Source organism: Sodalis ligni, assembly GCF_016865525.2.
GTDB lineage: Bacteria > Pseudomonadota > Gammaproteobacteria > Enterobacterales > Enterobacteriaceae > Acerihabitans > Acerihabitans ligni.
Genome location: NZ_CP075169.1, coordinates 4,115,537 through 4,140,087, shown reverse-complemented (window position 1 = coordinate 4,140,087; position 24,551 = coordinate 4,115,537). Strand labels below are relative to the sequence as shown.

The 24,551-nt window shown below is 56.1% G+C and carries 20 protein-coding genes; 16 read left to right on the top strand and 4 right to left on the bottom strand.

The genetic code is table 11. From position 1 onward, the window contains the following. Positions 1-353: 353 nt before the first annotated feature. Together pta and GTU79_RS19175 are read right to left on the bottom strand one after the other, a co-directional pair. On the bottom strand, positions 354-2,501 hold the full coding sequence (pta, locus tag GTU79_RS19180; protein ID WP_203523494.1) for a phosphate acetyltransferase: 2,148 nt from the start codon (positions 2,499-2,501) through the stop codon (positions 354-356). 81 nt (positions 2,502-2,582) lie between these two features. Then, positions 2,583-3,785: an acetate kinase gene (locus tag GTU79_RS19175; RefSeq protein ID WP_214513275.1), complete on the bottom strand. Its 1,203-nt coding sequence runs from the start codon at positions 3,783-3,785 to the stop codon at positions 2,583-2,585. Between the two features lie 354 nt (positions 3,786-4,139). Between GTU79_RS19175 and yfbV the strand changes: the two genes are divergently transcribed. The 4 genes from yfbV (at position 4,140) to GTU79_RS19155 (ending at position 7,907) form a co-directional block, all read left to right on the top strand. After that, complete coding sequence (yfbV, locus tag GTU79_RS19170) at positions 4,140-4,595, top strand: terminus macrodomain insulation protein YfbV (RefSeq protein WP_132927212.1); 456 nt, start codon at positions 4,140-4,142, stop codon at positions 4,593-4,595. 157 nt (positions 4,596-4,752) lie between these two features. Beyond that, positions 4,753-5,247 (top strand): YfbU family protein, encoded by a 495-nt coding sequence (locus tag GTU79_RS19165; protein ID WP_132928069.1) that lies wholly within the window; start codon positions 4,753-4,755, stop codon positions 5,245-5,247. Positions 5,248-5,308: 61 nt separating this feature from the next. Further along, positions 5,309-5,926 (top strand): sugar phosphatase, encoded by a 618-nt coding sequence (locus GTU79_RS19160; RefSeq protein WP_253073373.1) that lies wholly within the window; start codon positions 5,309-5,311, stop codon positions 5,924-5,926. A 148-nt stretch (positions 5,927-6,074) separates the two neighbouring features. Beyond that, on the top strand, positions 6,075-7,907 hold the full coding sequence (locus GTU79_RS19155; RefSeq protein WP_203523491.1) for an SLC13 family permease: 1,833 nt from the start codon (positions 6,075-6,077) through the stop codon (positions 7,905-7,907). 90 nt (positions 7,908-7,997) lie between these two features. On the opposite strand, the gene yfbR is transcribed toward GTU79_RS19155, so the two are convergent. Next, a complete protein-coding gene (gene yfbR, locus GTU79_RS19150) occupies positions 7,998-8,600 on the bottom strand; it encodes a 5'-deoxynucleotidase (protein ID WP_132927218.1) in 603 nt (200 codons plus the stop codon). A gap of 9 nt (positions 8,601-8,609) precedes the next feature. Continuing rightward, entirely contained in the window at positions 8,610-9,830 is a 1,221-nt protein-coding gene (locus GTU79_RS19145) for a pyridoxal phosphate-dependent aminotransferase (protein WP_214513273.1), read from the bottom strand. Between the two features lie 1,029 nt (positions 9,831-10,859). Here GTU79_RS19145 and lrhA point away from each other — a divergent pair. From lrhA to nuoL, 12 genes are all read left to right on the top strand, one after another. Then, positions 10,860-11,801 (top strand): transcriptional regulator LrhA, encoded by a 942-nt coding sequence (gene lrhA, locus GTU79_RS19140; protein WP_132927222.1) that lies wholly within the window; start codon positions 10,860-10,862, stop codon positions 11,799-11,801. A gap of 656 nt (positions 11,802-12,457) precedes the next feature. Then, positions 12,458-12,895, top strand: coding sequence for an NADH-quinone oxidoreductase subunit A (locus GTU79_RS19135; protein WP_132927224.1), 438 nt, complete (start codon positions 12,458-12,460; stop codon positions 12,893-12,895). A gap of 15 nt (positions 12,896-12,910) precedes the next feature. Then, positions 12,911-13,591 carry a NuoB/complex I 20 kDa subunit family protein gene (locus GTU79_RS19130; protein ID WP_132927226.1) on the top strand — a complete coding sequence of 227 codons (681 nt, stop codon included), beginning with the start codon at positions 12,911-12,913 and terminating at the stop codon, positions 13,589-13,591. A 97-nt stretch (positions 13,592-13,688) separates the two neighbouring features. After that, complete coding sequence (gene nuoC, locus GTU79_RS19125; RefSeq protein ID WP_132927228.1) at positions 13,689-15,488, top strand: NADH-quinone oxidoreductase subunit C/D; 1,800 nt, start codon at positions 13,689-13,691, stop codon at positions 15,486-15,488. 2 nt (positions 15,489-15,490) lie between these two features. Beyond that, positions 15,491-16,024, top strand: coding sequence for an NADH-quinone oxidoreductase subunit NuoE (gene nuoE, locus GTU79_RS19120; protein WP_243701539.1), 534 nt, complete (start codon positions 15,491-15,493; stop codon positions 16,022-16,024). After that, entirely contained in the window at positions 16,021-17,370 is a 1,350-nt protein-coding gene (gene nuoF / locus GTU79_RS19115) for an NADH-quinone oxidoreductase subunit NuoF (protein ID WP_203523489.1), read from the top strand. The genes nuoE and nuoF overlap by 4 nt, the downstream gene beginning before the upstream one ends. 106 nt (positions 17,371-17,476) lie before the next feature. Next, the gene (nuoG, locus tag GTU79_RS19110) at positions 17,477-20,206 is read left to right on the top strand and encodes an NADH-quinone oxidoreductase subunit NuoG (protein ID WP_203523488.1); all 2,730 of its coding nucleotides are present in this window, start codon (positions 17,477-17,479) and stop codon (positions 20,204-20,206) included. Further along, positions 20,203-21,180: an NADH-quinone oxidoreductase subunit NuoH gene (gene nuoH / locus GTU79_RS19105; RefSeq protein WP_132927234.1), complete on the top strand. Its 978-nt coding sequence runs from the start codon at positions 20,203-20,205 to the stop codon at positions 21,178-21,180. Before nuoG ends, nuoH begins: the two co-directional genes overlap by 4 nt. Positions 21,181-21,194: 14 nt before the next feature. Next, complete coding sequence (gene nuoI / locus GTU79_RS19100) at positions 21,195-21,737, top strand: NADH-quinone oxidoreductase subunit NuoI (protein ID WP_203523487.1); 543 nt, start codon at positions 21,195-21,197, stop codon at positions 21,735-21,737. 10 nt (positions 21,738-21,747) lie between these two features. Continuing rightward, entirely contained in the window at positions 21,748-22,308 is a 561-nt protein-coding gene (gene nuoJ, locus GTU79_RS19095; RefSeq protein ID WP_132927238.1) for an NADH-quinone oxidoreductase subunit J, read from the top strand. Next, positions 22,305-22,607, top strand: coding sequence for an NADH-quinone oxidoreductase subunit NuoK (nuoK, locus tag GTU79_RS19090; RefSeq protein WP_132927240.1), 303 nt, complete (start codon positions 22,305-22,307; stop codon positions 22,605-22,607). The genes nuoJ and nuoK overlap by 4 nt, the downstream gene beginning before the upstream one ends. Continuing rightward, positions 22,604-24,448, top strand: coding sequence for an NADH-quinone oxidoreductase subunit L (nuoL, locus tag GTU79_RS19085; RefSeq protein ID WP_132927242.1), 1,845 nt, complete (start codon positions 22,604-22,606; stop codon positions 24,446-24,448). The genes nuoK and nuoL overlap by 4 nt, the downstream gene beginning before the upstream one ends. The last annotated feature ends 103 nt before the right edge of the window (positions 24,449-24,551 follow it).

The window sequence follows — 24,551 nt, the reverse complement described above, 5'->3', positions numbered from 1 at the left end:
CGGGCGTGGTTTTACCGCCTGCCGGAGCGCCCCACAGCGTGGTAGGCCCGCGATCGCCGATCGTGCAACGAACGTGTAAAAGGGAGAGCGTGCTGATGGGGTCGAAGCGGGCGTGGTTTTACCGCCCGCCGGAGCGCCCCACAGCGCGGTAGGCCCGCGATCGCCGATCGTGCAGCGAACGTGTAAAAGGGAGAGCGTGCTGATGGGGTCGAAGCGGGCGTGGTTTTACCGCCCGCCGGAGCGCCCCACAGCGCGGTAGGCCCGCGATCGCCGATCGTGCAGCGAACCTGTTGAGGGAACGCCCGGCAAAAAAAAAGCCGGCTTGCGCCGGCGTCATGTCATGGCAACTGCGTTTACTTGCTTTCAGCCTGTTTTGACTGAATGGCGGTCAGGGCGACGGTATAAACGATATCGTCCACCAGGGCGCCGCGGGACAGATCGTTCACCGGCTTGCGCATGCCTTGCAGCATCGGCCCGATGGAGATAAGGTCAGCGGAACGCTGAACCGCTTTGTAGGTAGTGTTGCCGGTGTTCAAATCCGGGAAGATGAACACGGTGGCTTTACCGGCTACCGGCGAATTCGGCGCCTTGGACAGCGCCACATCGGCCATAATGGCCGCATCGTACTGCAGCGGACCGTCGATCACCAGATCAGGACGTTTTTCCTTGGCCAGACGGGTGGCTTCGCGCACTTTTTCCACATCGCTGCCGGCGCCGGAGGTGCCGGTGGAGTAGGAAATCATCGCCACGCGGGGTTCGATACCGAAAGCGGCGGCGGAGTCGGCGGACTGAATGGCGATTTCAGCCAGCTGTTCCGCGGTGGGATCCGGGTTGATGGCGCAGTCGCCGTAAACCAGAACCTGTTCCGGCAGCAGCATAAAGAACACCGAGGATACCAGCGAACTGCCCGGGGCGGTCTTGATCAACTGCAGCGGCGGACGAATGGTGTTGGCGGTGGTATGGACCGCGCCGGAAACCAGCCCGTCCACTTCCCCCTGTTCCAACATCAGGGTGCCCAGCACAACGTTGTCTTCCAACTGTTCGCGCGCTACCACTTCAGTCATGCCTTTGCTCTTGCGCAGCTCAACCAGACGCGGCACATAACGCTCACGGGCGACTTCCGGATCGATGATTTCGATGCCCTTGCCCAGTTCCACGCCCTGCACGGCGGCCACGCGATGGATTTCATCCGGGTTGCCCAGCAACACGCAGTGAGCAATACCGCGTTCGGCACAAATGGCTGCGGCTTTAATGGTGCGGGGTTCGTCCCCTTCCGGCATCACGATACGTTTGCCGGCCGCGCGGGCCAGTTCGGTAAGCTGATAGCGGAAAGCAGGCGGTGACAGGCGGCGTGAGCGTTCGGAGCTGGCGGTCAGGGATTCTATCCACGTATTGTCGATATGGCCGGCCACGTAGTTAGCCACTTTTTCCACACGGCTATGGTCGTCAGCGGGGACTTCCAGGCTAAAGCTTTGCAGATTAAGGGACGTCTGCCAAGTATTGGTATTGACCTTGAACATCGGCAAGCCGGTCTGGAATGCGCGTTCGCACAGGCTGTTGATGGTGGGATCGATTGTATAGCCCCCGGTCAGCAGGATGGCGCCCAGTTCCACACCGTTCATGGCCGCCAGACAGGCCGCCACCAGGACATCGGGACGGTCGGCGGAGGTCACCAGCAGCGAACCCGGACGGAAATGTTCCAGCATATTCGGCAGGCTGCGGGCGCAGAACGTTACTGATTTGACGCGGCGGGTCTGGATGTCGCCTTCATGGATAATGGTGGCGCCCAGATGCTTGGCCATATCGATGGCGCGCACGGCGATCAGTTCAAAACTCCAGGGTACGACGCCCAGTATCGGTAAAGGACTGTTGTCGAACAGCTGCTTGACATCGATATTGGTGACGCTGGCCTTGCTGGAGTCGTCGAATATTTCGGACAAATCAGGACGGGTCCGGCCCTGTTCGTCCACCGGCGCGTTCAGCTTGTTGACGATAACGCCGATGATGTTTTTATTCTTGCTGCCGCCGAAGCTGGAACGGGCCAGTTCAATCCGTTCTTTCAGCTGATCGGGAGAATCATTGCCCAATGACAGCACAAAAACGATTTCCGCATTCAGGGTTTTGGCGATTTCATAGTTCAGCGCGTTGGCGAACTGATGCTTGCGGGTCGGGACCAGCCCTTCCACCAGCACCACTTCCGCATCTTTGGTATTGTCATGATAGCGGGCAATGATCTCTTCCATCAGCACATCCTGCTGATTGGAGCCCAGCAGCGATTCCACATGGCTCATCCGCAGCGGTTCTGCGGAGGGAATGGTGGAATTGGCGCGGATGATATTGGTCGTGGCATCAAGTGCATCGTCACCGGACCGGGGCTGTGAGATCGGTTTGAAGACACTGAGTCGCACGCCTTTTTGTTCCATGGCGCGAATGACACCCAGGCTGATGCTTGTCAGTCCGACACTGGTGCCGGTGGGAATCAACATGATTGTACGGGACACGGCTAAACCTCTTTTATACGGTTGCTCGTTGGTCAAACAAGTGTTCCGCCGGGGAAGGCCTGCGGCGGAACGGTGAAATCATTACGCGGTCAGACGGGCGGCATCCTGGGCGATGACCAACTCTTCATTGGTCGGGATCACGATGGCCGGACGGCTGGTATCGGTGGTGATAATGCCGCTGTTGCCGAAACGGGCGGCCTCGTTGCGTTTTTGGTCGATTTCAAAGCCCAGCAGCGACAGTTTCTTAAGGGTCAGCTCGCGGACCATCGCCGCGTTTTCACCGATGCCGCCGGTGAAGATAATCGCATCGAGACGGCCGTCCATCAGCGCGGTATAAGAGCCGATGTATTTTGCCAGCCGATGGCAGAACACGTCCATGGCACGCTTGGCTTCCGGTTTAGCGGCGTAATTATCGATGACCCAGCGCATATCGCTGGTTTCGCCGGTCAGGCCCAGCAGGCCGGATTCCTTGGTAAGCATATGGTCGATTTGATCAACCGACATCCCCATGGCATTATGCAGATAGAACATAATGGCGGGATCGATATCGCCGCTGCGGGTGCCCATCACCAGGCCTTCCAGCGGAGTCAGTCCCATGGAGGCATCCACGCTTTCGCCATTGCGCACCGCGGTGATCGAACCGCCGTTGCCCAGGTGGCAGGTGATAAGGTTAACCGTCGACATTGGCTTGCCCAGGAATTTGGCCGCTTCACGGGTCACATAAAAGTGGCTGGTACCGTGGGCGCCGTAGCGGCGAATGCCGTGTTCCTTATAGATGGAATACGGCAGGGCATAAAGATAGGCTTCTTCCGGCATGGTTTGATGGAACGCGGTATCAAAAACCGCCACGTTTTTCTTCGCCAGTTTCGGAAAGTTCTTCTGTGCTTCGTTAATGCCGATGATATGGGCGGGGTTATGCAGCGGCGCAAACGGGATGGAATCCTTGATTGCCTGCAACACCGCGTCCGTGATGACGGCGGAACTGGTATATTTTTCGCCGACATTGACGACGCGATGGCCGATGGCGGTGATTTGTGCCGATAATTCTGGTTTTTGCGCCAGAATTGTATTAACTATAAAGCGTAATGCTTCGCTGTGTGCGGCACGGTCGCCCAATTCAGCTTCGTGTTTGGCGCCGTCCATCTTCCACTTGATGCGCGCTTCCGGCAGGTTGAAGCACTCAGCGAGGCCGGAAAGGAATTCTTCACCGCTTGCAGCATCGATAATGGCAAATTTAAGGGATGAACTGCCACAGTTAAGAACCAGTACTAGCTTACTCGACATGGAAGTACCTATGTGTTGTGCATGGTTAATAAATCATCAATCAGTCTTAAAGCGTAGCGCATTAGCCCATTGAGATTTATGATTAACATCATGCCAAAGGTCATTTTTTTGACATGAAATCGAAAATAGTTGAAGTTAATCAATTTTTTTTGAAACGTAATTTTACCTATTCCCTCGCCGCCGCCGGCGGAGGATACTGAAAGCCTGCAGTCCGGGGCCGGTTTATCCCGCCGCGAGACGGCAACAAGGATAACGACTGCCGGCAGCAAAGACAAAATATATTTAAATGTTCTAAAATTATCTTGTGTTTTTGCACAAAAAATTTAATTTTTATTCGTAAAGTTGAGGTCCGCTATGGCGACAATCCCCTCCGGTTCGGTAAGCTGGTATAAAATCTTCCAGCGCGGACAAGACTATATGAAAACCTGGCCGACCGACAAACGCCTGGCGCCGCTTTTTCCGGAAAATCGGATGATCACCGCCACCCGTTTCGCCGTGCGTTTTATGCCGGCGGTGGCCGTCTTCACGCTAAGCTGGCAAATCGCCCTCGGCGGACAGCTCGGTCCAGCGGTGGCGACGGCCGTTTTCGCCTGCAGCCTTCCGATGCAAGGGCTCTGGTGGCTGGGCAAGCGCTCGGTCACGCCGCTGCCGCCGACCCTGCTGCACTGGTTCCACGAAGTGCGCCACCAGCTTACCGAAGCAGGGCAGGCCATGGCGCCGGTGGAAGGCGCGCCCACCTATCAGATGCTGGCGGATGTTCTCAAACGCGCCTTCAAGCTGCTCGACAAAGCTTTTTTAGACGATTTATAACCTCGTGCCCGCTTCTTGTTACAGCGGGCCGATATTTCATCATCGGCTGTCTTAAATCAAAAAAAGCGCCGGCTTCCGATACCGTCGCCGCCAGCATTATGACATGCTAACGACGGGATAGTTTAGGCGATTCAAGGTACAAAATCAGGAGTGGATGATGGAGATGACAAACGCCCAGCGGCTTATTCTGTCGAACCAGTATAAAATCATGATCATGCTGGATCCGGATAATGCCGAGCGTTACCGCCGCCAGCAGACCATTGTGGAGCGCGGATACGGCTTGCAGATGGCCGAACTGGACCGGGATTTCGGTCAATTAAGCGAAGATGTCTGCCGCACGATTATCGATATTATGGAAATGCATCACGCCCTGCAGGTGTCCTGGGGCAATCTGAAAGATCGCCAGGATATTGATGAACGGCGTTTATCATTCCTGGGTTTCGATGCCGCCACGGAATCCCGTTACCTGGCCTATGTTCGTTTTATGGTCTTTACCGAAGGGCGCTACACCCACTTCGATTCCGGCACGCACGGATTTAATGCCCAGACCAAAATGTGGGATAAATACCTGCGCATGCTCGCCGTTTGGCAATCCTGCCCGCGTCAATACCATTTGAGCGCGGTTGAAATTACGCAAATCATCAATGCCTGACGGCTTAATCCGGAGATATGCCAGTGCTTTGTAGAGGTTTTTGTTTGACCTTGATGGAACCTTGATTGATTCATTACCGGTGGTGGAGTTAGCCTGGAGTAACTGGGCCAAAAGCAAAGGCGTTTCCGTTAAGGACGTATTTGACTTTATCCATGGGAAACAGGCGATTACCTCATTGCGTCATTTTATGCCGGGTGCCAGTGAGGAGACGCTGCGGGCTGAATTCCTCGCCCTGGAAAAATTTGAAGCGGAGTGTATCGACGGCGTGACGGCGTTGCCTGGCGCGGTGGCGCTGCTCAACCGCCTGAATGAATTGGATATTCCTTGGGCCATCGTGACATCGGGAACGATGCCGGTGGCCTCCGCCCGCATCCGGGCCGGCAATCTGCCGGCTCCGGCGGTATTGATTACCGCCGAGCAGGTGGCGCGGGGCAAGCCTCAGCCGGACGCCTATCTGCTGGGGGCGGAAAAGCTGGGGTTCGCGCCCCGTGAATGCATCGTGGTGGAAGACGCCATCGCCGGCATCCAGGCCGCACTGGCCGCCGGTTGTCCAGTGATTGCGGTTAACCCGCCGGCCCAAACGCCGCAAAAGGATGCCGTGGGCATGCTGCTCACTTCCCTGGAGCAGCTGCGAATCGAGCGTGAAGCCGACGGCGCCAGGGTCAGCCTCATTGCCTGACGAAATCCCCGTCCGCGGCATGGGGTCGAGCCAACCGAGGGCTCCACGGCGCGCTAGGCCCGCTATCACCGAACGTGCAACGAGCCTGTTAAAGGGAGAGCGCGCTGACTGAAACACGTGAGATACCGACATCATCAGGGACAATGTCGTGACTAATGAACTCATCTGGGTGCTCGTCCTGCTGTTGATCGCCATCCTGTTGTTTACCACCGGCAAAGTGCGCATGGATGTAGTGGCGCTGCTGGTGATTATCGCCTTTGTGCTCAGCGGCACGCTGACGCTGGCGGAAGCCACCGCTGGTTTCAGCGATCCCAACGTGCTGCTTATCGCCGCCCTGTTCGTCATCGGCGAAGGACTGGTGCGCACAGGCATAGCCTATCAAATGGGGGAGTGGCTGATGCGGGCGGCGGGCAAAAGCGAAACCCGCATGCTGATTTTCCTGATGATCACCGTGGCCGCCCTCGGGGCGTTCATGAGTTCCACCGGCGTGGTGGCTATTTTCATCCCGGTGGTGCTGAGCGTCGCGGCGCGCATGAAAACGTCCCCCGCCCGGCTAATGATGCCCTTGAGTTTTGCCGCCCTTATCAGCGGCATGATGAGCCTGGTGGCGACGCCGCCCAATATGGTAATCAATAGCGAACTGGTAAGGGACGGCGCGCGGGGATTTGGTTTCTTCGCCGTTACTCCCATCGGTATCATGGTGTTGATCATGGGTATCGGCTACATGCTGGTAGCGCGTTTTTGGCTAAACGGCAACAACAGCGACCCGGAGCGTGAGCGGTGGAAACGCCGGACATTCCGCGATCTCATCCATGATTACAAACTGAGCGGACGCGCGCGGCGCCTGGCGCTGCGGCCCGGTTCGCCATTGATCGGGCAGCGACTGGACGATCTCCGGCTGCGCGATCGCTACGGTGCCAACGTGGTGGGTATAGAGCGCTGGCGCAAATTCCGCCGGGTGATGATCAGCGCCGGGGGTAATACCGAGCTGCAGCAGCGCGATGTATTGTTAGTGGATATTTCAGCCAACGAGGCGGGACTACGGCAATTTTGCAGCGAACAGCTGCTGGAGCCGATGATCCTGCGGGGCGAATATTTTTCCGAACAGGCGCGGGACGTCGGCATGGCGGAGGTCAGCCTGATTCCTGACTCCGCATTGCTGGGCAAAAGCCTGCGTCAGGTGGGCTTTCGCAGCCGATACGGGCTCAACGTGGTGGGTATCCGCCGTGGCGGCGAGGCGATGACCGGTAAACTCATCGACGAAGAGCTGACGCTAGGGGATATCTTGCTGGTGATCGGCGATTGGAAGCTTATCCGCCAGCTGCAGATGCAAAAATACAATTTTATCGTGCTCAATTTGCCGGCAGAAGTAGACGACGTGGCACCTGCGGTGAGCCAGGCGCCCCATGCGTTATTTTGCCTGGCGCTGATGGTGGCGATGATGCTCACCGATCAGATCCCCAATCCCATCGCCGCCCTTATCGCCTGTGTACTGATGGGAAAGTTCCGCTGTATCGATATGGAAAGCGCTTACCGCGCCATCCATTGGCCGAGCCTGATTCTTATCGTCGGCATGATGCCGTTCGCCCTGGCCCTGCAAAAGACCGGCGGCGTCGAGCTGGTGGTGCGTTTGTTGATGGACATATCGGGCGGGGCGGGAGCGCATATGATGCTCTTGAGCCTGTTTGTCCTTTGTGCGGTCATCGGACTGTTCATTTCCAATACCGCCACGGCGGTACTAATGGCGCCCATCGCGGTGGCCGCCGCCCATGAAATGTCGGTGTCCCCGTATCCCTTCGCCATGATTGTGGCTATCGCCGCCTCCTCGGCTTTCATGACGCCGGTTTCATCGCCGGTAAACACCCTGGTGCTGGCGCCGGGAGGCTATAAATTCGGCGACTTTCTCCGCCTCGGCGTCCCTTTCACCCTGTTGGTGATGGCGGCGAGCGTGCTGCTGGTGCCGGTGCTCTTTCCCTTCTGATTAAGGCTTGCTCAAGACGCTTTCATTCCGGCCACCATTGCCACGCAATGCATTCCCGATAGATTTATGCCGGCCGGGCCGGCATAGCCGTTACAGCGGCGAATCGTGGTTGCTGATTTCGTCCAGGGAGAGGCTGAAGCTGGGAATAAACACCGTCATAAAATAGTCCATTTCCGGGCTGTTACGCTCTTCGAGGGTTTTCTCCAGCCGCGCCATGGCCGGGGTAAATTCATTGTTGCCGGCGGAAATCTCCTCCAGGCACTTTAAATAGGCGCAAAGGGTGTCCGCCTGTTTCACCACTGCTTTCTCTTCCGGGGCATAGTATTGCTCGTCAATCAGCGGCCGGAAATCCTCCCTCAGCTCTTCCGGCAGCATCTCGATAAGCTTTCCCTGGGCGATTTTCTCGATGTTTTTGTATTCATGGGCAATCTGCGCATTGAAATATTTAATCGGCGTCGGCATGTCGCCGGTGAGTACTTCGCTGGTATCGTGATACATCGCCAGCAAAGCGATGCGTTCGGCATTCAGCCGGCCGCCGAACCTGCGGTTTTTGATCACCGCCAGGGCATGGGCCACAAACGCCACCTGCAGGCTGTGTTCAGATACATTTTCGGTGCGGATGTTACGCATTAACGGCCAGCGATTAATCAGCTTCAACCGGGACAGATGGGCAAAAAAATGGCTTTGGTTCATAACTCGCTCTTATTGCTGATGGTATTTCTGCAAAAAACGGCTGAATTTGCCGAGGGCGCTTTCCAGCACATCCACCCTTGGCAGCGTGACGATGCGCAGATGATCGGGCCACGGCCAGTTAAACGCCGTGCCCTGGACCAGCAGCACTTTCTCTTCCAGCAGCAAATCCAGTACCAATTTCTGATCGTCAAGAATATTGAAACGACGGGCATCGATGCGAGGGAACATATAAAGCGCACCGCTGGGTTTGACGCAGGATACGCCGGGAATATCGTTAATCAGTTCCCAGGCCCGGTTGCGCTGTTCGTATAACCGTCCCCCAGGCATAATGAATTCGCTGATGCTCTGGTAGCCCCCCAGCGCGGTCTGGATGGCATGCTGCATCGGCACATTGGCGCATAACCGCATGGACGCCAGCATTTCGAGTCCTTCAATATAGCCTTTGGCCTGTTTTTTCGGTCCGTTCAGTACCATCCAGCCCTGGCGAAAGCCGGCGACACGATAGGTCTTTGACAGGCCGTTAAAGGTCAAGGTAAGCAGATCGGGCGCCAGGGCGGCTATTGAATGATGCTGCGCCTCGTCATAAAGTATTTTGTCATAGATTTCATCCGAGAAGATAATCAGGTTATGCTGACGGGCTATCTCTACCAATTCCAATAACATTTCTTTACTGTAGACCGCCCCCGTGGGGTTATTGGGATTGATGATCACCAGTCCCCGGGTGCGCGGCGTAATTTTTTTGCGGATATCGTCCAGATCCGGAAACCAACCGGCGCCTTCGTCACAGAGATAATGTACGGCGTTGCCGCCGGACAGCACTACTGACGCGGTCCATAACGGATAATCAGGGGCGGGTATCAGCATTTCGTCACCGGTATTAAGCAACGCCTGCATTGATTGCAGGATGAGCTCGGATACGCCGTTGCCGATATACACGTCTTCAACGGTGATATCCAGCATATTGCGTGCCTGGTAATGCTGCATGATGGCTTTACGGGCCGAATAGAGGCCTTTTGAATCACAATAGCCCTGCGAGGTGGGCAAATGGCGAATCACATCCACTAACATCTCGTCCGGCGCTTCACAACCGAACGGAGCGGGATTACCGATATTTAGCTTAAGGACTTTATTACCTTCTTCTTCGAGACGCTTGGCTTCTTTGAGCACCGGGCCCCGAATGTCATAACAAACATTTTCCAATTTACTGGATTTTTCAACGCTAGTGCTCACGATATTATGCCTTATGCAGGGAAAACGTATTTTAACCGGGAAATCGCGCATTCTGCATAATGTACTCCACTGGTTTGTCCTTTTGAAGGTTTCAGGGCGTCAATAGCGGTAATGTTCAGGCTGAAAACAGGATGTCAACAGAGAATTTTACATTAACCGTTTTTTCAGTTAAAAAGCCATAAAATATTAATCATTAGATATATTATTCTGATGTGATAATCTTTACATTCCGTTTGGTTTCACGGTTTGAGTATTTTATATACTAATGATGGCGAATAGGGTCTACTCTGATAAAAGAGGTCGGTTGGCGACCGGTCTAGTTACCAGCGGTTAAGATGTTAAGAAAAATTGCGTAAATATCCCTTTCGCATTCCTTTTAGCGCAAAGGGTCGAGATGAAGCCAGGTATCATGATACTTATCACATTTTCACCCAAGTAAAGTATCTCTACTTCATCGGCATGTGAGCACTTTCCCATTGAAAAATAAAGGTCAACTTTTGATGCTTACAAATTATTGTTGTTTCGTTTAAGGTAGCTATTTATGGTATACATTTACCAGTAAGAAAATTTTGCCATGAGATATATTTTACCGAAGAAACAATAGTTAAGAAAAATTTATGTAAATAAAGCGGGTTGGGATAAAAAATTGGACCTAGCCACTAATATTCAACATTTGAAATTGAAGTTAGCATGCCATTTAATTAATTACATTTAAGTTTTAGTTTAACGTTAAGCCTTTCTTTGTTTTACATTTAGCTTTATGTAGATGATATCCTTGCGAAATTTAGCCTTTTATCCACTATGGGCGCTATGTTTCAACGATGCTGGCTACCATTTATATATGTGTGAACTTTGCATGTAAATCGCAAAGTCTCCGCAAGATTAAAGTGCGTATCGGTTATCGAAACGACCCCGGATTTTGCTGTTAAGGCTGTGGGGATACGTGCATAACAGTAATAGCTTGGAAATGCGATTTTTGAACGCCAGGGTAGTAGTGTGTAATTAGAATTCATAAGTGAAGACAATATTATGACCAATGCAAATCGTCCAGTGCTCAATCTAGATCTTGATTTATTGAGAACGTTTGTTGCCGTCGCTGATCTCAACACCTTTGCGGCCGCAGCAGCTTCAGTATGCCGAACACAATCGGCCGTCAGCCAGCAGATGCAACGATTAGAACAGCTTGTCGGAAAAGAATTGTTTGCCCGTCATGGTCGGAACAAGCTTTTGACCGAACACGGGATTCAATTGCTTGGTTATGCCAGGAAGATTTTACTTTACAACGACGAGGCCTGTACGTCGCTTATGTACAGTAATATCCAAGGTTCGCTGACAATCGGCGCATCGGACGATACGGCTGACTCCATACTGCCTTTCCTGCTCAGCAGGGTCACCAGGATATACCCTAAGCTGTCAATCGATGTCTGTGTCAAACGCGGCCCGCAGATGCAGGAAATGCTTAACAGCGGAGAAGTGGATTTGGCTATCACTACGCTGGGTGAAGGAAAACATTCCCATGTCACTCTGCGTACTTCTCCCACCCTGTGGTATTGCGCCGCCGATTACCGTTTCAGTCCCGGTGATGTGATCCCGCTGGTGGTTTCCGATGAGCCAAGCCCGTTTCGGACCCAGGCTATAGAGTTTCTACAAGATGCGGGTATCCCATGGCGTATCGCATACAGTGCGTCTACCCTGGCGGCTATCCGCGCGGCGGTTAAAGCGGGTCTCGGCGTCACCGCGCGGCCGGTGGAGATGATGAGCGCGGATTTACGGGTACTGGGGCAAAGCGACGGATTGCCGTCTTTGCCCGACACTCAGTATGTGCTCTGTAAAAATCCTCAATGCGAAAATGAGCTGGCTATGGCGATTTTCAGCGCGATCAATGCCGGCAACGGTTCTTATAGTCCTGTTCTGCCACGGGCAGTGAACGGGGAAGGGAAGGGAGAAAGCTTTACCGTCAGTGATGAGTAGCTGTGTTGAGTAGTCTAATTAAGCCCCTGATTAATGGGGCTTAATCTACTAAAATTTATTAAAATATCAATTATATATTTTTATTTGATTATAAAGCTTATTACCTCCACTTTTCTCTACCTAATTTATCCTTGCGGCATTCCGGCACCGGATTTTGTTGCGTCGGCAATGTTAAGCATCCCTTTATTCATGCAAATAAAAATCAAAACGTTGTTTCTGAAAAAAAAATCGTTGCAAGGCGCACATATGGTGCAACTTTCACTCCTGGAAGTTGCAAAATTGTGTCCTGGATCATATTTTGCCCTTACCAAAACGCGGAATAACATGATTTCTCGTGAAAATGGTATAGTGTCTTTCAGGTTACGCAATCGCCGAACAAGGGATTCCCTTTTCGTGTCGTTTACTGACTCGATTAAGCGGCGAGCATACGCATCAAATGTTAATAAGATATTGCAGGTGTAAATTACTATGAAGTTTCCTTTGTCCAAGTTGACAAAGGTTATGCAAAGGAGTAAAACCCCACATAATGACTGTGTTTGCCGGTGGCTGCAGCACTATGCGGTTTTTTAAATCCTTCCCATAAATCGATGTGGTGAGTCGAACTGCCGTTAAAGAGCAGGCTGCAAAACGCCACTTTTGATGAGTAAGCAAAGAGAATGTCAATAACCACTGAAGTCACCGCCCATTACTGGGCGCTTGCCGTATTTTTCGTTGGCGCCGCCGGTCTCTGCTGTTTTATGTTGTCCGGCGGTTACCTACTGGGCGGAAAAGCCCATGCCCGCTCGAAAAACGTCCCGTTTGAATCCGGTATCGATCCCGTTGGAACCGCAAGGTTGCGGCTTTCGGCCAAATATTACCTGGTTGCCATGTTTTTCGTCATTTTCGACGTGGAAGCATTGTATTTGTACGCCTGGTCCACCTCCATCCGTGAAGTGGGCTGGGGCGGCTTTTGCGAAGCAGCCGTTTTCATTTTAGTGTTGTTGGCGGGGTTGGTTTACCTGGTGCGGATTGGCGCGCTGGATTGGACGCCAGAGCGTTCCCTGCGTCTGCGCCGGTCCGGCCCCATCGCCGAAAACCAACGTCGACAGCCGTAACAGCGAGGCAAAAAAATGGATTATACACTTACCCGGGTTGATCCGGACGGTGATAACGGGAATGACCGCTATCCGCTGCAAAAACAGGAAATTGTCGCCGATCCCATGGAGGGTCAGGTCAATCGCAGCGTCTTTCTCGGCAAGCTTGAAACGGTATTGCACGATGTGGTGAATTGGGGCCGCGGTAATTCTCTTTGGCCCTATAACTTCGGCCTTTCCTGCTGCTACGTGGAAATGACCACCTCCTTCACCGCGGTGCACGATGTGGCGCGCTTCGGTTCCGAGGTTATCCGCGCCTCTCCTCGCCAGGCGGACTTCATGGTCATTGCCGGTACGCCTTTCACCAAAATGGCCCCGGTTATCCAGCGCCTTTATGATCAAATGCTGGAGCCCAAATGGGTGATTTCCATGGGTGCCTGCGCCAACTCCGGCGGCATGTATGACATTTATTCCGTGGTGCAGGGAGTAGACAAATTCCTGCCGGTGGATGTGTACATTCCCGGCTGTCCGCCGCGTCCCGAGGCCTATATCCAGGCGTTGCTGCTGTTGAAGGAATCCATCGGCAAAGAGCGGCGTCCCTTGTCCTGGGTGGTGGGTGACCAGGGGGTCTATCGCGCCAATATGCAGGCGGAGCGCGATCGTAAGCAGGGTGAAAGAATCGCGGTGACCAACCTGCGTTCCCCCGACGAAATTTAGTTTTAAAGCGCGAATCAACACGACATTTGTCGGCCATAATCAGTCAGCGCGCACAATGGCATGACGCCGGTATAGCCTTAATTTGGTGAAAAAAACTATGACAGAGTTGATGACGCAAAACCTCGCCCAGCCGGCCTGGCAAACCCGCGATCACCTTGATGATCCGGTTATCGGCGAATTGCGTGACCGTTTCGGCCCGGAAGCCTTCACCGTACAACCCACCCGTACCGGTATCCCGGTGGTATGGGTCAAACGCGAGCAGATTCTCGACGTCCTGCTGTTCCTGAAAAAACTGCCGAAGCCTTATGTGATGCTGTACGATCTCCACGGCGTGGACGAGCGTTTGCGCTCTCACCGCGAAGGCCTGCCGGCGGCGGATTTCACTGTGTTTTATCACCTGATTTCCATTGAACGGAACCGGGACGTCATGCTTAAGGTGGCGCTGTCGGAAAGCGATCTGCACCTGCCCACCGTCACCAAGATTTTTCCCAACGCCAACTGGTATGAACGTGAAACCTGGGAAATGTTCGGCATGACCTTCGACGGCCATCCCCATTTGACGCGTATCATGATGCCCAAAAGCTGGCAAGGCCACCCGCTGCGCAAGGATTATCCGGCGCGGGCCACCGAATTCGATCCCTTCACGCTCACCAAGCAGAAGCAGGATCTTGAAATGGAAGGGCTGACCTTTAAACCCGAGGAGTGGGGAATGACGCGGAGCCGGGAGAACGAAGACTTCATGTTTTTGAATCTCGGTCCGAACCATCCCTCCGCCCACGGGGCGTTCCGCATCATTTTGCAGCTGGACGGCGAAGAGATAGTCGACTGCGTTCCCGACATCGGTTATCACCACCGCGGCGCGGAAAAAATGGGTGAACGGCAGTCTTGGCACAGCTACATTCCCTACACCGACCGGGTGGAATACCTGGGGGGATGCGTCAATGAAATGCCTTACGTGCTGGCGGTGGAAAAACTGGCCGGTATTGTGGTGCCGGACCGGGTAAACGTCATTCGCGTCATGCTCTCCGAGCTGTTCCGCATCAACAGCCATCTGCTGTACATCAGTACCTATATTCAGGATATCGGCGGTATGACGCCGGTGTTCCTGGCCTTTACCGATCGCCAGAAAATCTATGACGTGGTGGAAGCCATTACCGGATTCCGCATGCATCCGGCCTGGTTCCGCATCGGCGGCGTGGCCCACGACCTGCCCCGCGGCTGGGACGGCTTGCTGCGCGATTTCCTCAACTGGCTGCCCAAACGCCTGGACTCCTATGTGAAAGCGGCGCTGAAGAACAGCGTGCTGCGCGGCAGGGCCGAGGGCGTCGCCGCCTACAATGCCCAGGAGGCATTGGATTGGGGCGTTACCGGCGCTGCGCTGCGCGCCACCGGTATCTCCTTCGACGTGCGTAAATGGCGGCCCTATTCGGGCTATGAAAATTTTGATTTTGAAGTGCCGGTGGGCGACGGCATCAGCGATTGCTACAGCCGCGTCATGCTCAAAGTGGAGGAGATGCGCCAGAGCCTGCGCATCCTTCAGCAATGCCTGGATAATATGCCGGAGGGGCCGTTTAAAGCGGATCATCCCCTGACTACGCCGCCGCCCAAAGAACGCACGTTGCAGCATATCGAAACGTTGATTACCCATTTCCTCCAGGTGTCCTGGGGACCGGTGATGCCGGCCAATGAATCCTTCCAGATGATCGAGGCCACCAAGGGGATCAACAGCTATTACCTGACCAGCGACGGCAGCACCATGAGCTACCGGACCCGTATCCGCACGCCGAGTTTCCCGCATTTACAGCAAATACCCTCGGTTATTCGCGGCAGCCTGGTGTCCGATCTCATCGTTTACCTGGGCAGTATCGATTTTGTTATGTCAGATGTGGACCGCTAATTATGCCAGAATCTAAAGCCACCCATGAACAGGCCGTTGCATCCGGCCAGCCGGCCGCGGCCGAGGTTTTTGTGCTGAGCGCCCTCGAGCGCGATGCCATCGAGCATGAAAAACAGCATTACGAAGATGCCCGCGCCGTTTCCATCGAAGCGCTGAAGATTGTGCAAAAGCAGCGAGGCTGGGTGCCGGACGGCGCCATTGACGCCATCGCCGAGGTGCTGGGCATCCCCGGCAGCGATGTGGAAGGGGTCGCCACCTTTTACAGCCAGATTTTTCGTCAGCCGGTGGGACGGCATATCATCCGCTATTGCGACAGCGTGGTATGCCATATCACCGGTTACCAGGGCATTCAGGCCGCGCTGGAGCACTCCCTCAATATCAAGCCGGGCCAGACCACCGAGGACGGGCGTTTTACCCTGCTGCCCACCTGCTGCCTGGGGAATTGCGATAAGGGGCCGACCATGATGATCGACGATGATACGCACGTTCATCTGACGCCGGAAGGTATCGGTTCGCTATTGGAGCAGTATCGATGACCAAACAGATTATACGAACTGCTGAAACGCATCCGCTGACCTGGCGCCTGCGGGACGACCACCAGCCGGTCTGGCTGGACGAATACCGCGGCAAGAACGGCTATGCCGGCGCGGAAAAGGCGCTGAAGGGGATATCGCCGGACGATCTTGTCGCCCTGGTAAAGGATTCGGGCCTGAAAGGGCGCGGCGGCGCCGGCTTCTCCACCGGGCTGAAATGGAGCCTGATGCCCAAAGACCCTTCCATGAATATCCGCTATCTGCTGTGCAATGCGGATGAAATGGAGCCCGGTACCTATAAAGACCGGCTGCTGATGGAACAGCTGCCCCATCTGCTGGTGGAAGGCATGCTCATTGCCGCCTTCGCCCTGAAATCCTATCGCGGCTATATTTTCCTGCGCGGCGAATATATCGAAGCGGCGGCCAATCTGCGCCGCGCCATCGCCGAGGCCACCGAGGCCGGCTATCTTGGCAAGAACATTCTGGGCAGCGGGTTTGATTTCGAGCTGATGGTGCATACCGGCGCCGGCCGCTATATCTGCGGAGAAGAAACCGCATTGATAAGCTCGCTGGAAGGCCGTCGCGCCAATCCGCGTTCCAAGCCGCCGTTCCCGGCCACGTCCGGCGCCTGGGGTAAACCCACCTGCGTCAATAACGTGGAAACCCTGTGCAATGTACCGGCCATCGTTGCCGACGGCGTTGAATGGTACAAGGGCATTACGGCGGGCAAAAGCAGCGATACAGGCACCAAGATGATGGGCTTTTCCGGCCGGGTTAAAAATCCCGGCGTGTGGGAACTGCCCTTCGGCATTACGGCGCGGGAAATCCTGGAAGACTATGCCGGCGGCATGCGCGACGGCCTGACCCTTAAAGCCTGGCAGCCCGGCGGCGCCGGCACCGATTTCCTTACCGGGAATCATCTTGATCTGCCCATGGACTTCGAGCATATCGGTAAAGCGGGCAGCCGCCTGGGTACGGCGCTGGCCATGGCGGTGGACAATGAAATCAATATGGTGTCCCTGACGCGCAACCTGGAAGAGTTCTTCGCCCGCGAATCCTGCGGCTGGTGCACGCCCTGTCGCGACGGCCTGCCCTGGAGCGTGAAACTGCTGCAGGCGCTGGAAAACGGCCGGGGGCAGCCGGGGGATATCGAAACCCTGGAGCAGCTTTGCCGTTTCCTCGGCCCGGGCAAGACCTTCTGCGCCCATGCGCCGGGTGCGGTGGAACCGTTGCAAAGCGCCATTAAATATTTCCGGGAAGAATTCGAAGCGGGAATTGCACCGCAGCATATCGGTAATACCCGCGCTATTGCCGGTGTACAGCCAAATTTGCTGAAAGCGCGTTGGTAACCCTGCAGAGGTTGTCCGCCAAAGGGCATGGGCGACCCTGTTATGCACAAGACGCATTTTTGATTAACGCCCGCGGTTTTACGGGCCACACGGAAGCATGCTGACTATGGCTACCATTCATGTAGACGGCAAGGAATATGAGGTTAACGGGGCGGACAACCTGCTGGAAGCCTGTCTGTCGCTTGGCCTTGATATTCCCTATTTTTGCTGGCATCCGGCGCTGGGCAGCGTCGGAGCTTGCCGCCAGTGCGCGGTCAAGCAATACCAAAACGCCGAAGACACCCGCGGCCGGCTGGTGATGTCTTGTATGACGCCGGCGTCTGACGGCACCTTTATCTCCATTGCCGATGACGAAGCGAAAAATTTCCGCCAGAGCGTGGTGGAGTGGCTGATGATTAATCATCCCCACGACTGTCCGGTGTGCGAGGAGGGCGGCAACTGCCACCTGCAGGACATGACGGTGATGACCGGGCAGAATTTCCGCCGCTACCGTTTTACCAAACGGACCCATCGCAACCAGTATCTCGGGCCGTTTATTTCCCATGAGATGAACCGCTGTATCGCCTGTTACCGCTGTGTCCGCTTTTATAAAGATTATGCCGACGGTACGGATCTCGGGGTCTATGGCGCCCATGACAACGTCTATTTCGGCCGTACCCAGGATGGGGCGCTGGAAAGCGAATTCTCCGGCAATCTGGTGGAAGTCTGTCCGACCGGGGTATTTACCGACAAGACCCATTCCGAACGCTACAACCGCAAATGGGATATGCAGTTCGCTCCCAGCATCTGCCAGCAATGCAGCGTCGGCTGCAACACCAGCCCCGGTGAACGCTACGGCGAATTGCGCCGTATCGAAAACCGCTATAACGGCAGCGTCAATCACTATTTCCTCTGCGATCGCGGCCGTTTCGGCTACGGTTACGTTAATCTGAAAGATCGTCCCCGCCAGCCGCTGCAGCGCCGCGGCGAGGATTGGATCGCCCTGAACGCCGAGCAGGCGATGCAAGGTGCGGCCGACGCGCTGCGGCAGGCCAAAAAGATGATCGGTATCGGGTCGCCGCGTGCCAGCGTAGAGAGCAATTTCGCCCTGCGCGAGCTGGTGGGGGCCGAGAATTTTTACAGCGGCGTTTCCGCCGCTGAACAGGGCCGCCTGGCGCTGATGCTCAAGGTGCTGCGCGACAGCGGCATCCGTACTCCCGCGCTGCGTGAAATCGAGAGCTACGACGCGGTGCTGGTGCTCGGGGAAGACCTGACCCAGACCGGCGCCCGCATCGCCCTGGCCGTGCGCCAGGCGGTAAAGGGCAAGTCCCGCGAGATGGCTGCGGCGCAGAAAGTCGCCGACTGGCAGATTGCCGCTATCCAAACCATCGGTCAGCGCGCCGGCTATCCGCTGTTCGTCACCAATGTCGACAGCACCAAGCTCGATGATCTCTCTGCCTGGACCTACTGCGCGCCGGCGGAAGATCAGGCCCGGCTCGGTTTCGCCATTGCCCATGCCCTGGATGACGGCGCGCCGGCTGTGACCGATCTCGCCGACGGACTGAAATCCAAAATCGACATTGCGGTGCAGGCCCTGGCCGGCGCCCGTAAGCCGCTGATTATTTCCGGCGGCAGCTCCGGCAGCGAAGCGGTAATCGCCGCCGCCGCCAATATCGCCCGTGCATTGAAAGGCCGCGGCGCCGATGTCGGCATTACCTTTGTCGCCCCAAGCGCCAACAGCATGGGACTGGCGATGATGGGCGGCGGTTCCCTGGACGACGCGCTGGAGCAGTTGGAAAGCGGTGGGGCGGACAGCGTTATCGTGCTGGAAAACGATCTCTATCGCCACGGGGCGGCCTCGCGTATCGACGCCGCGCTGGAGAAGGCCATTAACCTGATTGTGGTGGACCACCAGCGTACCGCCATTATGGATAAGGCGGATCTGATCCTGCCGGCGGCCAGTTTCGCCGAAAGCGACGGGACGCTGGTGAATCAGGAGGGCCGGGCTCAGCGCTTCTTCCAGGTGTTTGATCCGGCTTATTATGACAGCCAGACGGTGATGCTGGAAAGCTGGCGCTGGCTGCACTCTCTGCACTCCACTTATCTGAATCGCCACGTGGACTGGACTCAGTTCGACCACATCATCGCCGCCTGCGCCGAAGCGCTGCCGCAGCTGGCGGGTATCGTCCAGGCCGCGCCGGACGCCAGTTTCCGCGTCAGGGGCCAAAAACTGGCCCGCGAGCCTCACCGTTACAGCGGACGGACCGCCATGCGCGCCAATATCGACGTGCACGAACCCCGTCAGCCGCAGGATCAGGACACCATGTTTGCCTTCTCCATGGAAGGCAGCAGCGGCCCGAACAGCAACAGCAAACAGGTGGCCTTCGCCTGGGCGCCGGGCTGGAACTCGCCGCAGGCCTGGAATAAATTCCAGGATGAAGTGGGCGGCCATTTGCGCCACGGCGATCCCGGCGTGCGTTTGCTGGAACCCGGCGACGGCGCGCTGGCTTACTTCACTGACGTTCCGGCGGCATTCTCCCCGCCATCCGACGGACGGTGGCGTATCGCGCCTTATTATCATCTGTTCGGCAGCGAAGAAACCTCGCAGCGGTCGGCCGTTATCCAGGAGCGGATGCCGGCGCCTTATGTGGCGCTCAACCGTCGAGACGCCGAGCATCTGGGGGTCAACAGCGGCACGCTGCTGGAGTTTACCTGCGCCGGCCAGTCGGTGCGTCTGCCGGTACGATTCAGCGAAGGCCTGACCGTCGGTCAGATTGGCCTGCCGCTGGGTTTGCCGGGCATACCGCCGGTGTGGTTGGGACAAACCGTTGAAAATCTGCGGGAGGCCGCACTATGAGTTGGTTAACACCGGATGTGATTGACGCCATTATTGCCGTGCTGAAAGCGATTGTGATTTTACTGGTGGTGGTGTCCTGCGGCGCGTTCATGAGCTTTGGCGAACGCCGGCTGCTTGGGCTGTTCCAGAACCGCTACGGACCGAACCGGGTAGGGTGGGGCGGCTCGCTGCAGCTGGTGGCGGACATGGTGAAAATGTTCTTTAAAGAGGACTGGATCCCGCCCTTCGCCGACCGAATGATATTCACCCTGGCGCCGGTGATTGCCTTTACCGCGCTGCTGCTCTCCTTCGCCATCGTGCCGGTGAGTTCCAGCTGGGTGGTGGCGGATCTCAATATCGGCGTGCTGTTCTTTCTGATGATGGGCGGTCTGGCGGTATACGCGGTGCTGTTCGCCGGCTGGTCGAGCAATAACAAATACTCTCTGCTGGGAGCCATGCGCGCTTCGGCGCAGACCCTGAGCTACGAGGTTTTCCTCGGACTGTCGCTCATGGGCGTGGTGGCGCGGGCCGGGTCCTTCAAACTGGGGGACATCGTCGCCTCCCAGGCGCATTTGTGGAATATCATTCCGCAGTTTTTCGGTTTCGCCACCTTCGTGCTGGCCGGGATTGCGGTGTGCCACCGTCATCCCTTCGACCAGCCGGAAGCCGAACAGGAACTGGCGGACGGTTATCACATTGAATATTCCGGCATGAAGTTCGGTTTATTCTTTGTCGGGGAATACATCGGTATCGTGACGGTGTCGGCCCTGATAGTCACGCTGTTTTTCGGCGGCTGGCAGGGACCGTTTTTACCCTCCTTTATCTGGTTCGCCATTAAAACCGGCTTCTTTATGATGATGTTCATCCTGATCCGCGCGGCGCTACCCCGTCCGCGTTATGACCAGGTGATGGCTTTCGGCTGGAGATTCTGCCTGCCGTTGACGCTGCTGAACCTGCTGGCGACGGCGGCGGTCATCTTGTACAACGCTCAATAAGGGGTGAAAAAACCATGACATTAAAAGAGCTGGTCTTTGGTTGCGGCACCCAGTTACGCAGTATCTGGATGATTGGCATGCAAGCGTTCAGCAAACGCGAAACCCAAATGTATCCCGACGTGCCGGTCAATCCGCCGCCCCGTTTCCGCGGCCGCATCGTATTGACCCGCGATCCCGACGGCGAGGAGCGCTGCGTCGCCTGTAACCTGTGCGCCGTGGCCTGTCCCGTGGCCTGTATTTCGCTGCAAAAGGCGGAAACCGCGGACGGACGCTGGTATCCGGAATTTTTCCGTATCAATTTCTCCCGCTGCATTTTCTGCGGTTTGTGTGAAGAAGCCTGCCCCACCACGGCAATCCAGCTGACGCCGGATTTTGAAATGGGCGAGTTCAAGCGTCAGGATTTAGTGTATGAAAAAGAAAATCTGCTGATTTCGGGGCCGGGTAAGTATCCGGAATATAATTTTTACCGGATGGCCGGCATGGCGATTGGCGGGAAAGATAAAGGCGACGCGGAAAACGAAGCCAAACCCATCGACGTCAAAGGTTTGCTGCCCTAAGGAGTTAAGCATGGAAGTCGCTTTTTATGTAGCCGGTCTGGTGGCCATATTGGCCACGCTGCGGGTGATTACCCACACCCATCCGGTACGCGCACTGCTGTATCTGATCGTATCGCTGCTGGCTATCGCCTGCGTGTTTTTTACGCTGGGCGCCTACTTTGCCGGGGCGCTGGAAATTATTGTCTACGCCGGCGCCATCATGGTGCTGTTCGTGTTCGTGGTGATGATGCTCAATCTCGGGGCGTCCACGGCGCGGCAGGAGCGCGATTGGCTGGCGCCCTCGGCCTGGATCGGACCGGGAATCCTGTCGCTGCTGCTGCTGTGGACCCTCATCCGGGGTATTTACGGCGCTGCCGATCACGGCATCAGCGGCGAGATGATCAGTGCGAAAAACGTCGGCATCACGCTGTTCGGGCCTTACGTCCTGGCGGTGGAACTGGCTTCCATGCTGCTGTTGGCCGGTTTGGTGGTGGCCTTCCATCTGGGACGTGAAGACCGTGACGTGGATGCCCTGTCCAAGGGTCCGAAAATCACCGACGCCATAAAAAGAAAATCGGAGGAACAAGCATGATCCCGCTTTCCCACGGACTCATTCTGGCCGCCATTCTGTTTGTTCTCGGTTTAACGGGCATGCTGATTCGCCGTAACCTGCTGTTTATGCTGCTGGGGCTTGAGATCATGATCAACGCCTCCGCCCTGGCGTTTGTGGTGGCGGGCAGCTATTGGGGACAGGCCGACGGACAGGTGATGTACATTCTGGCCATCAGTCTTGGCGCGGCCGAGGCCAGCATCGGCCTGGCACTGCTGCTACAGCTGCATCGCCGCCGTCAAAACCTGAATATTGATAAAGTCAGCGAGATGCACGGATGAACCTACTTTACTTAACCATTCTGTTTCCCCTGCTGGGATTCCTGCTGCTGGCGTTTTCCCGTGGACGCTGGGGAGAAAACGCTTCGGCTATCGTGGGGGTCGGCACCATACTGCTGGCCGCGCTGACCACCCTGTGGGTGGCCATTGATTTCCTCGGCACCCGCAGCGACGGCGCGGCGGTGTTCAACCAGCCGCTCTGGACCTGGATGTCGGTGGATAACTTCAATATCGCCGTCACCCTGAGCCTGGACGGATTGTCCCTCACCATGCTGTCGGTGGTTACCGGCGTCGGCTTTCTTATCCATCTGTTCGCCGCCTGGTATATGCGCGGGGAAGAGGGGTATTCGCGTTTTTTTGCCTATACCAACCTGTTTATCGCCAGCATGGTGCTGCTGGTGCTGGCGGATAACCTGCTGCTGATGTATCTCGGCTGGGAAGGGGTGGGGCTGTGCAGTTATCTGCTCATCGGCTTCTATTACACCGAATCGAAAAACGGCGCGGCGGCGATGAAAGCCTTTATCGTCACCCGCGTGGGCGATGTGCTGCTGGCCTTTGCCCTGTTTATCCTGTTTACCCAGCTGGGCACGCTGAATTTCCGCGAAATGGTGGTCTTGGCGCCGCAGCATATGGCGGCGGGTTCAACCGCCATCACCTTGGCGACATTGATGCTGCTCGGGGGCGCGGTGGGTAAATCGGCGCAGCTGCCGTTACAGACCTGGCTGGCGGATGCCATGGCCGGTCCGACCCCGGTCTCGGCGCTGATCCACGCCGCCACCATGGTCACCGCCGGGGTTTATCTCATTGCCCGCACCCACGGCCTGTTCCTGATGGCCCCCGAGGTGCTGCACCTGGTGGGCATCGTCGGCGCCATCACCCTGGTGCTGGCGGGGTTCGCCGCCCTGGTGCAAACCGACATCAAACGCGTCCTGGCCTATTCCACCATGAGCCAGATAGGCTACATGTTCCTGGCTCTTGGGGTACATGCCTGGGATGCGGCTATTTTCCACCTGATGACGCACGCGTTTTTCAAAGCCCTGCTGTTCCTCTCGTCGGGCTCGGTTATCCTGGCCTGTCACCACGAGCAGAATATTTTCAAGATGGGCGGACTGCGCAAATCCATTCCGCTGGTGTATATCTGCTTTCTGGTGGGGGGCGCGGCGCTGTCGGCGCTGCCCATCGTCACCGCGGGTTTCTACAGTAAAGATGAAATCCTTTGGGGCGCCCTGCTCAACGGCAATAACAACCTGATGCTGGCGGGCCTGGTGGGGGCGTTTCTGACCTCCATTTATACCTTCCGCATGATTTTCATCGTCTTTCACGGTAAAGAGCAAATCAAGGCCCATGCCGGCAAAGGCATTAGCCACCATCTGCCGCTGCTGGTGCTGCTGGTGCTGTCCACCTTTATCGGCGCGCTGATTACGCCGCCGCTGGCGGGGGTTCTGCCGGATATCCGCGGCGGCGAGGACGGCAAAATGACGCTGGAAATCGTCTCCGGTCTGCTGGTGATCGTCGGTATACTCATTGCCGCCTGGCTGTATCTCGGCGAGCGCCGGCTGGTGAAATCCATCGCCGCCAGCGCGCCGGGGCGGTTGCTCACCCTGTGGTGGTTTAACGCCTGGGGCTTCGATTGGCTGTACGACAAAGTGTTTGTGCAAACCTATCTGGGCATTGCCAGACTGCTGCAGCGCGATCCGCTGAACGCCTTGATGAATACCCCGGCGGTGCTGGCGCGCTGGGGCGGCCGCGGCCTGACGCTGAGTGAAAACGGCCAGGTGCGCTGGTATGCGGCCTCGATGAGTTTAGGCGCCGTGATTGTGGTGGCGCTGTTGATTTTCGTTTGATGCTGTCCGGATAACGCTTTATCGGTTAACGGAAAGTCGTCTGACAAATAAATGGTGATGACGACATGCGCGGAGCGGGAGGGGAGAACACCTTCTCGTTCGA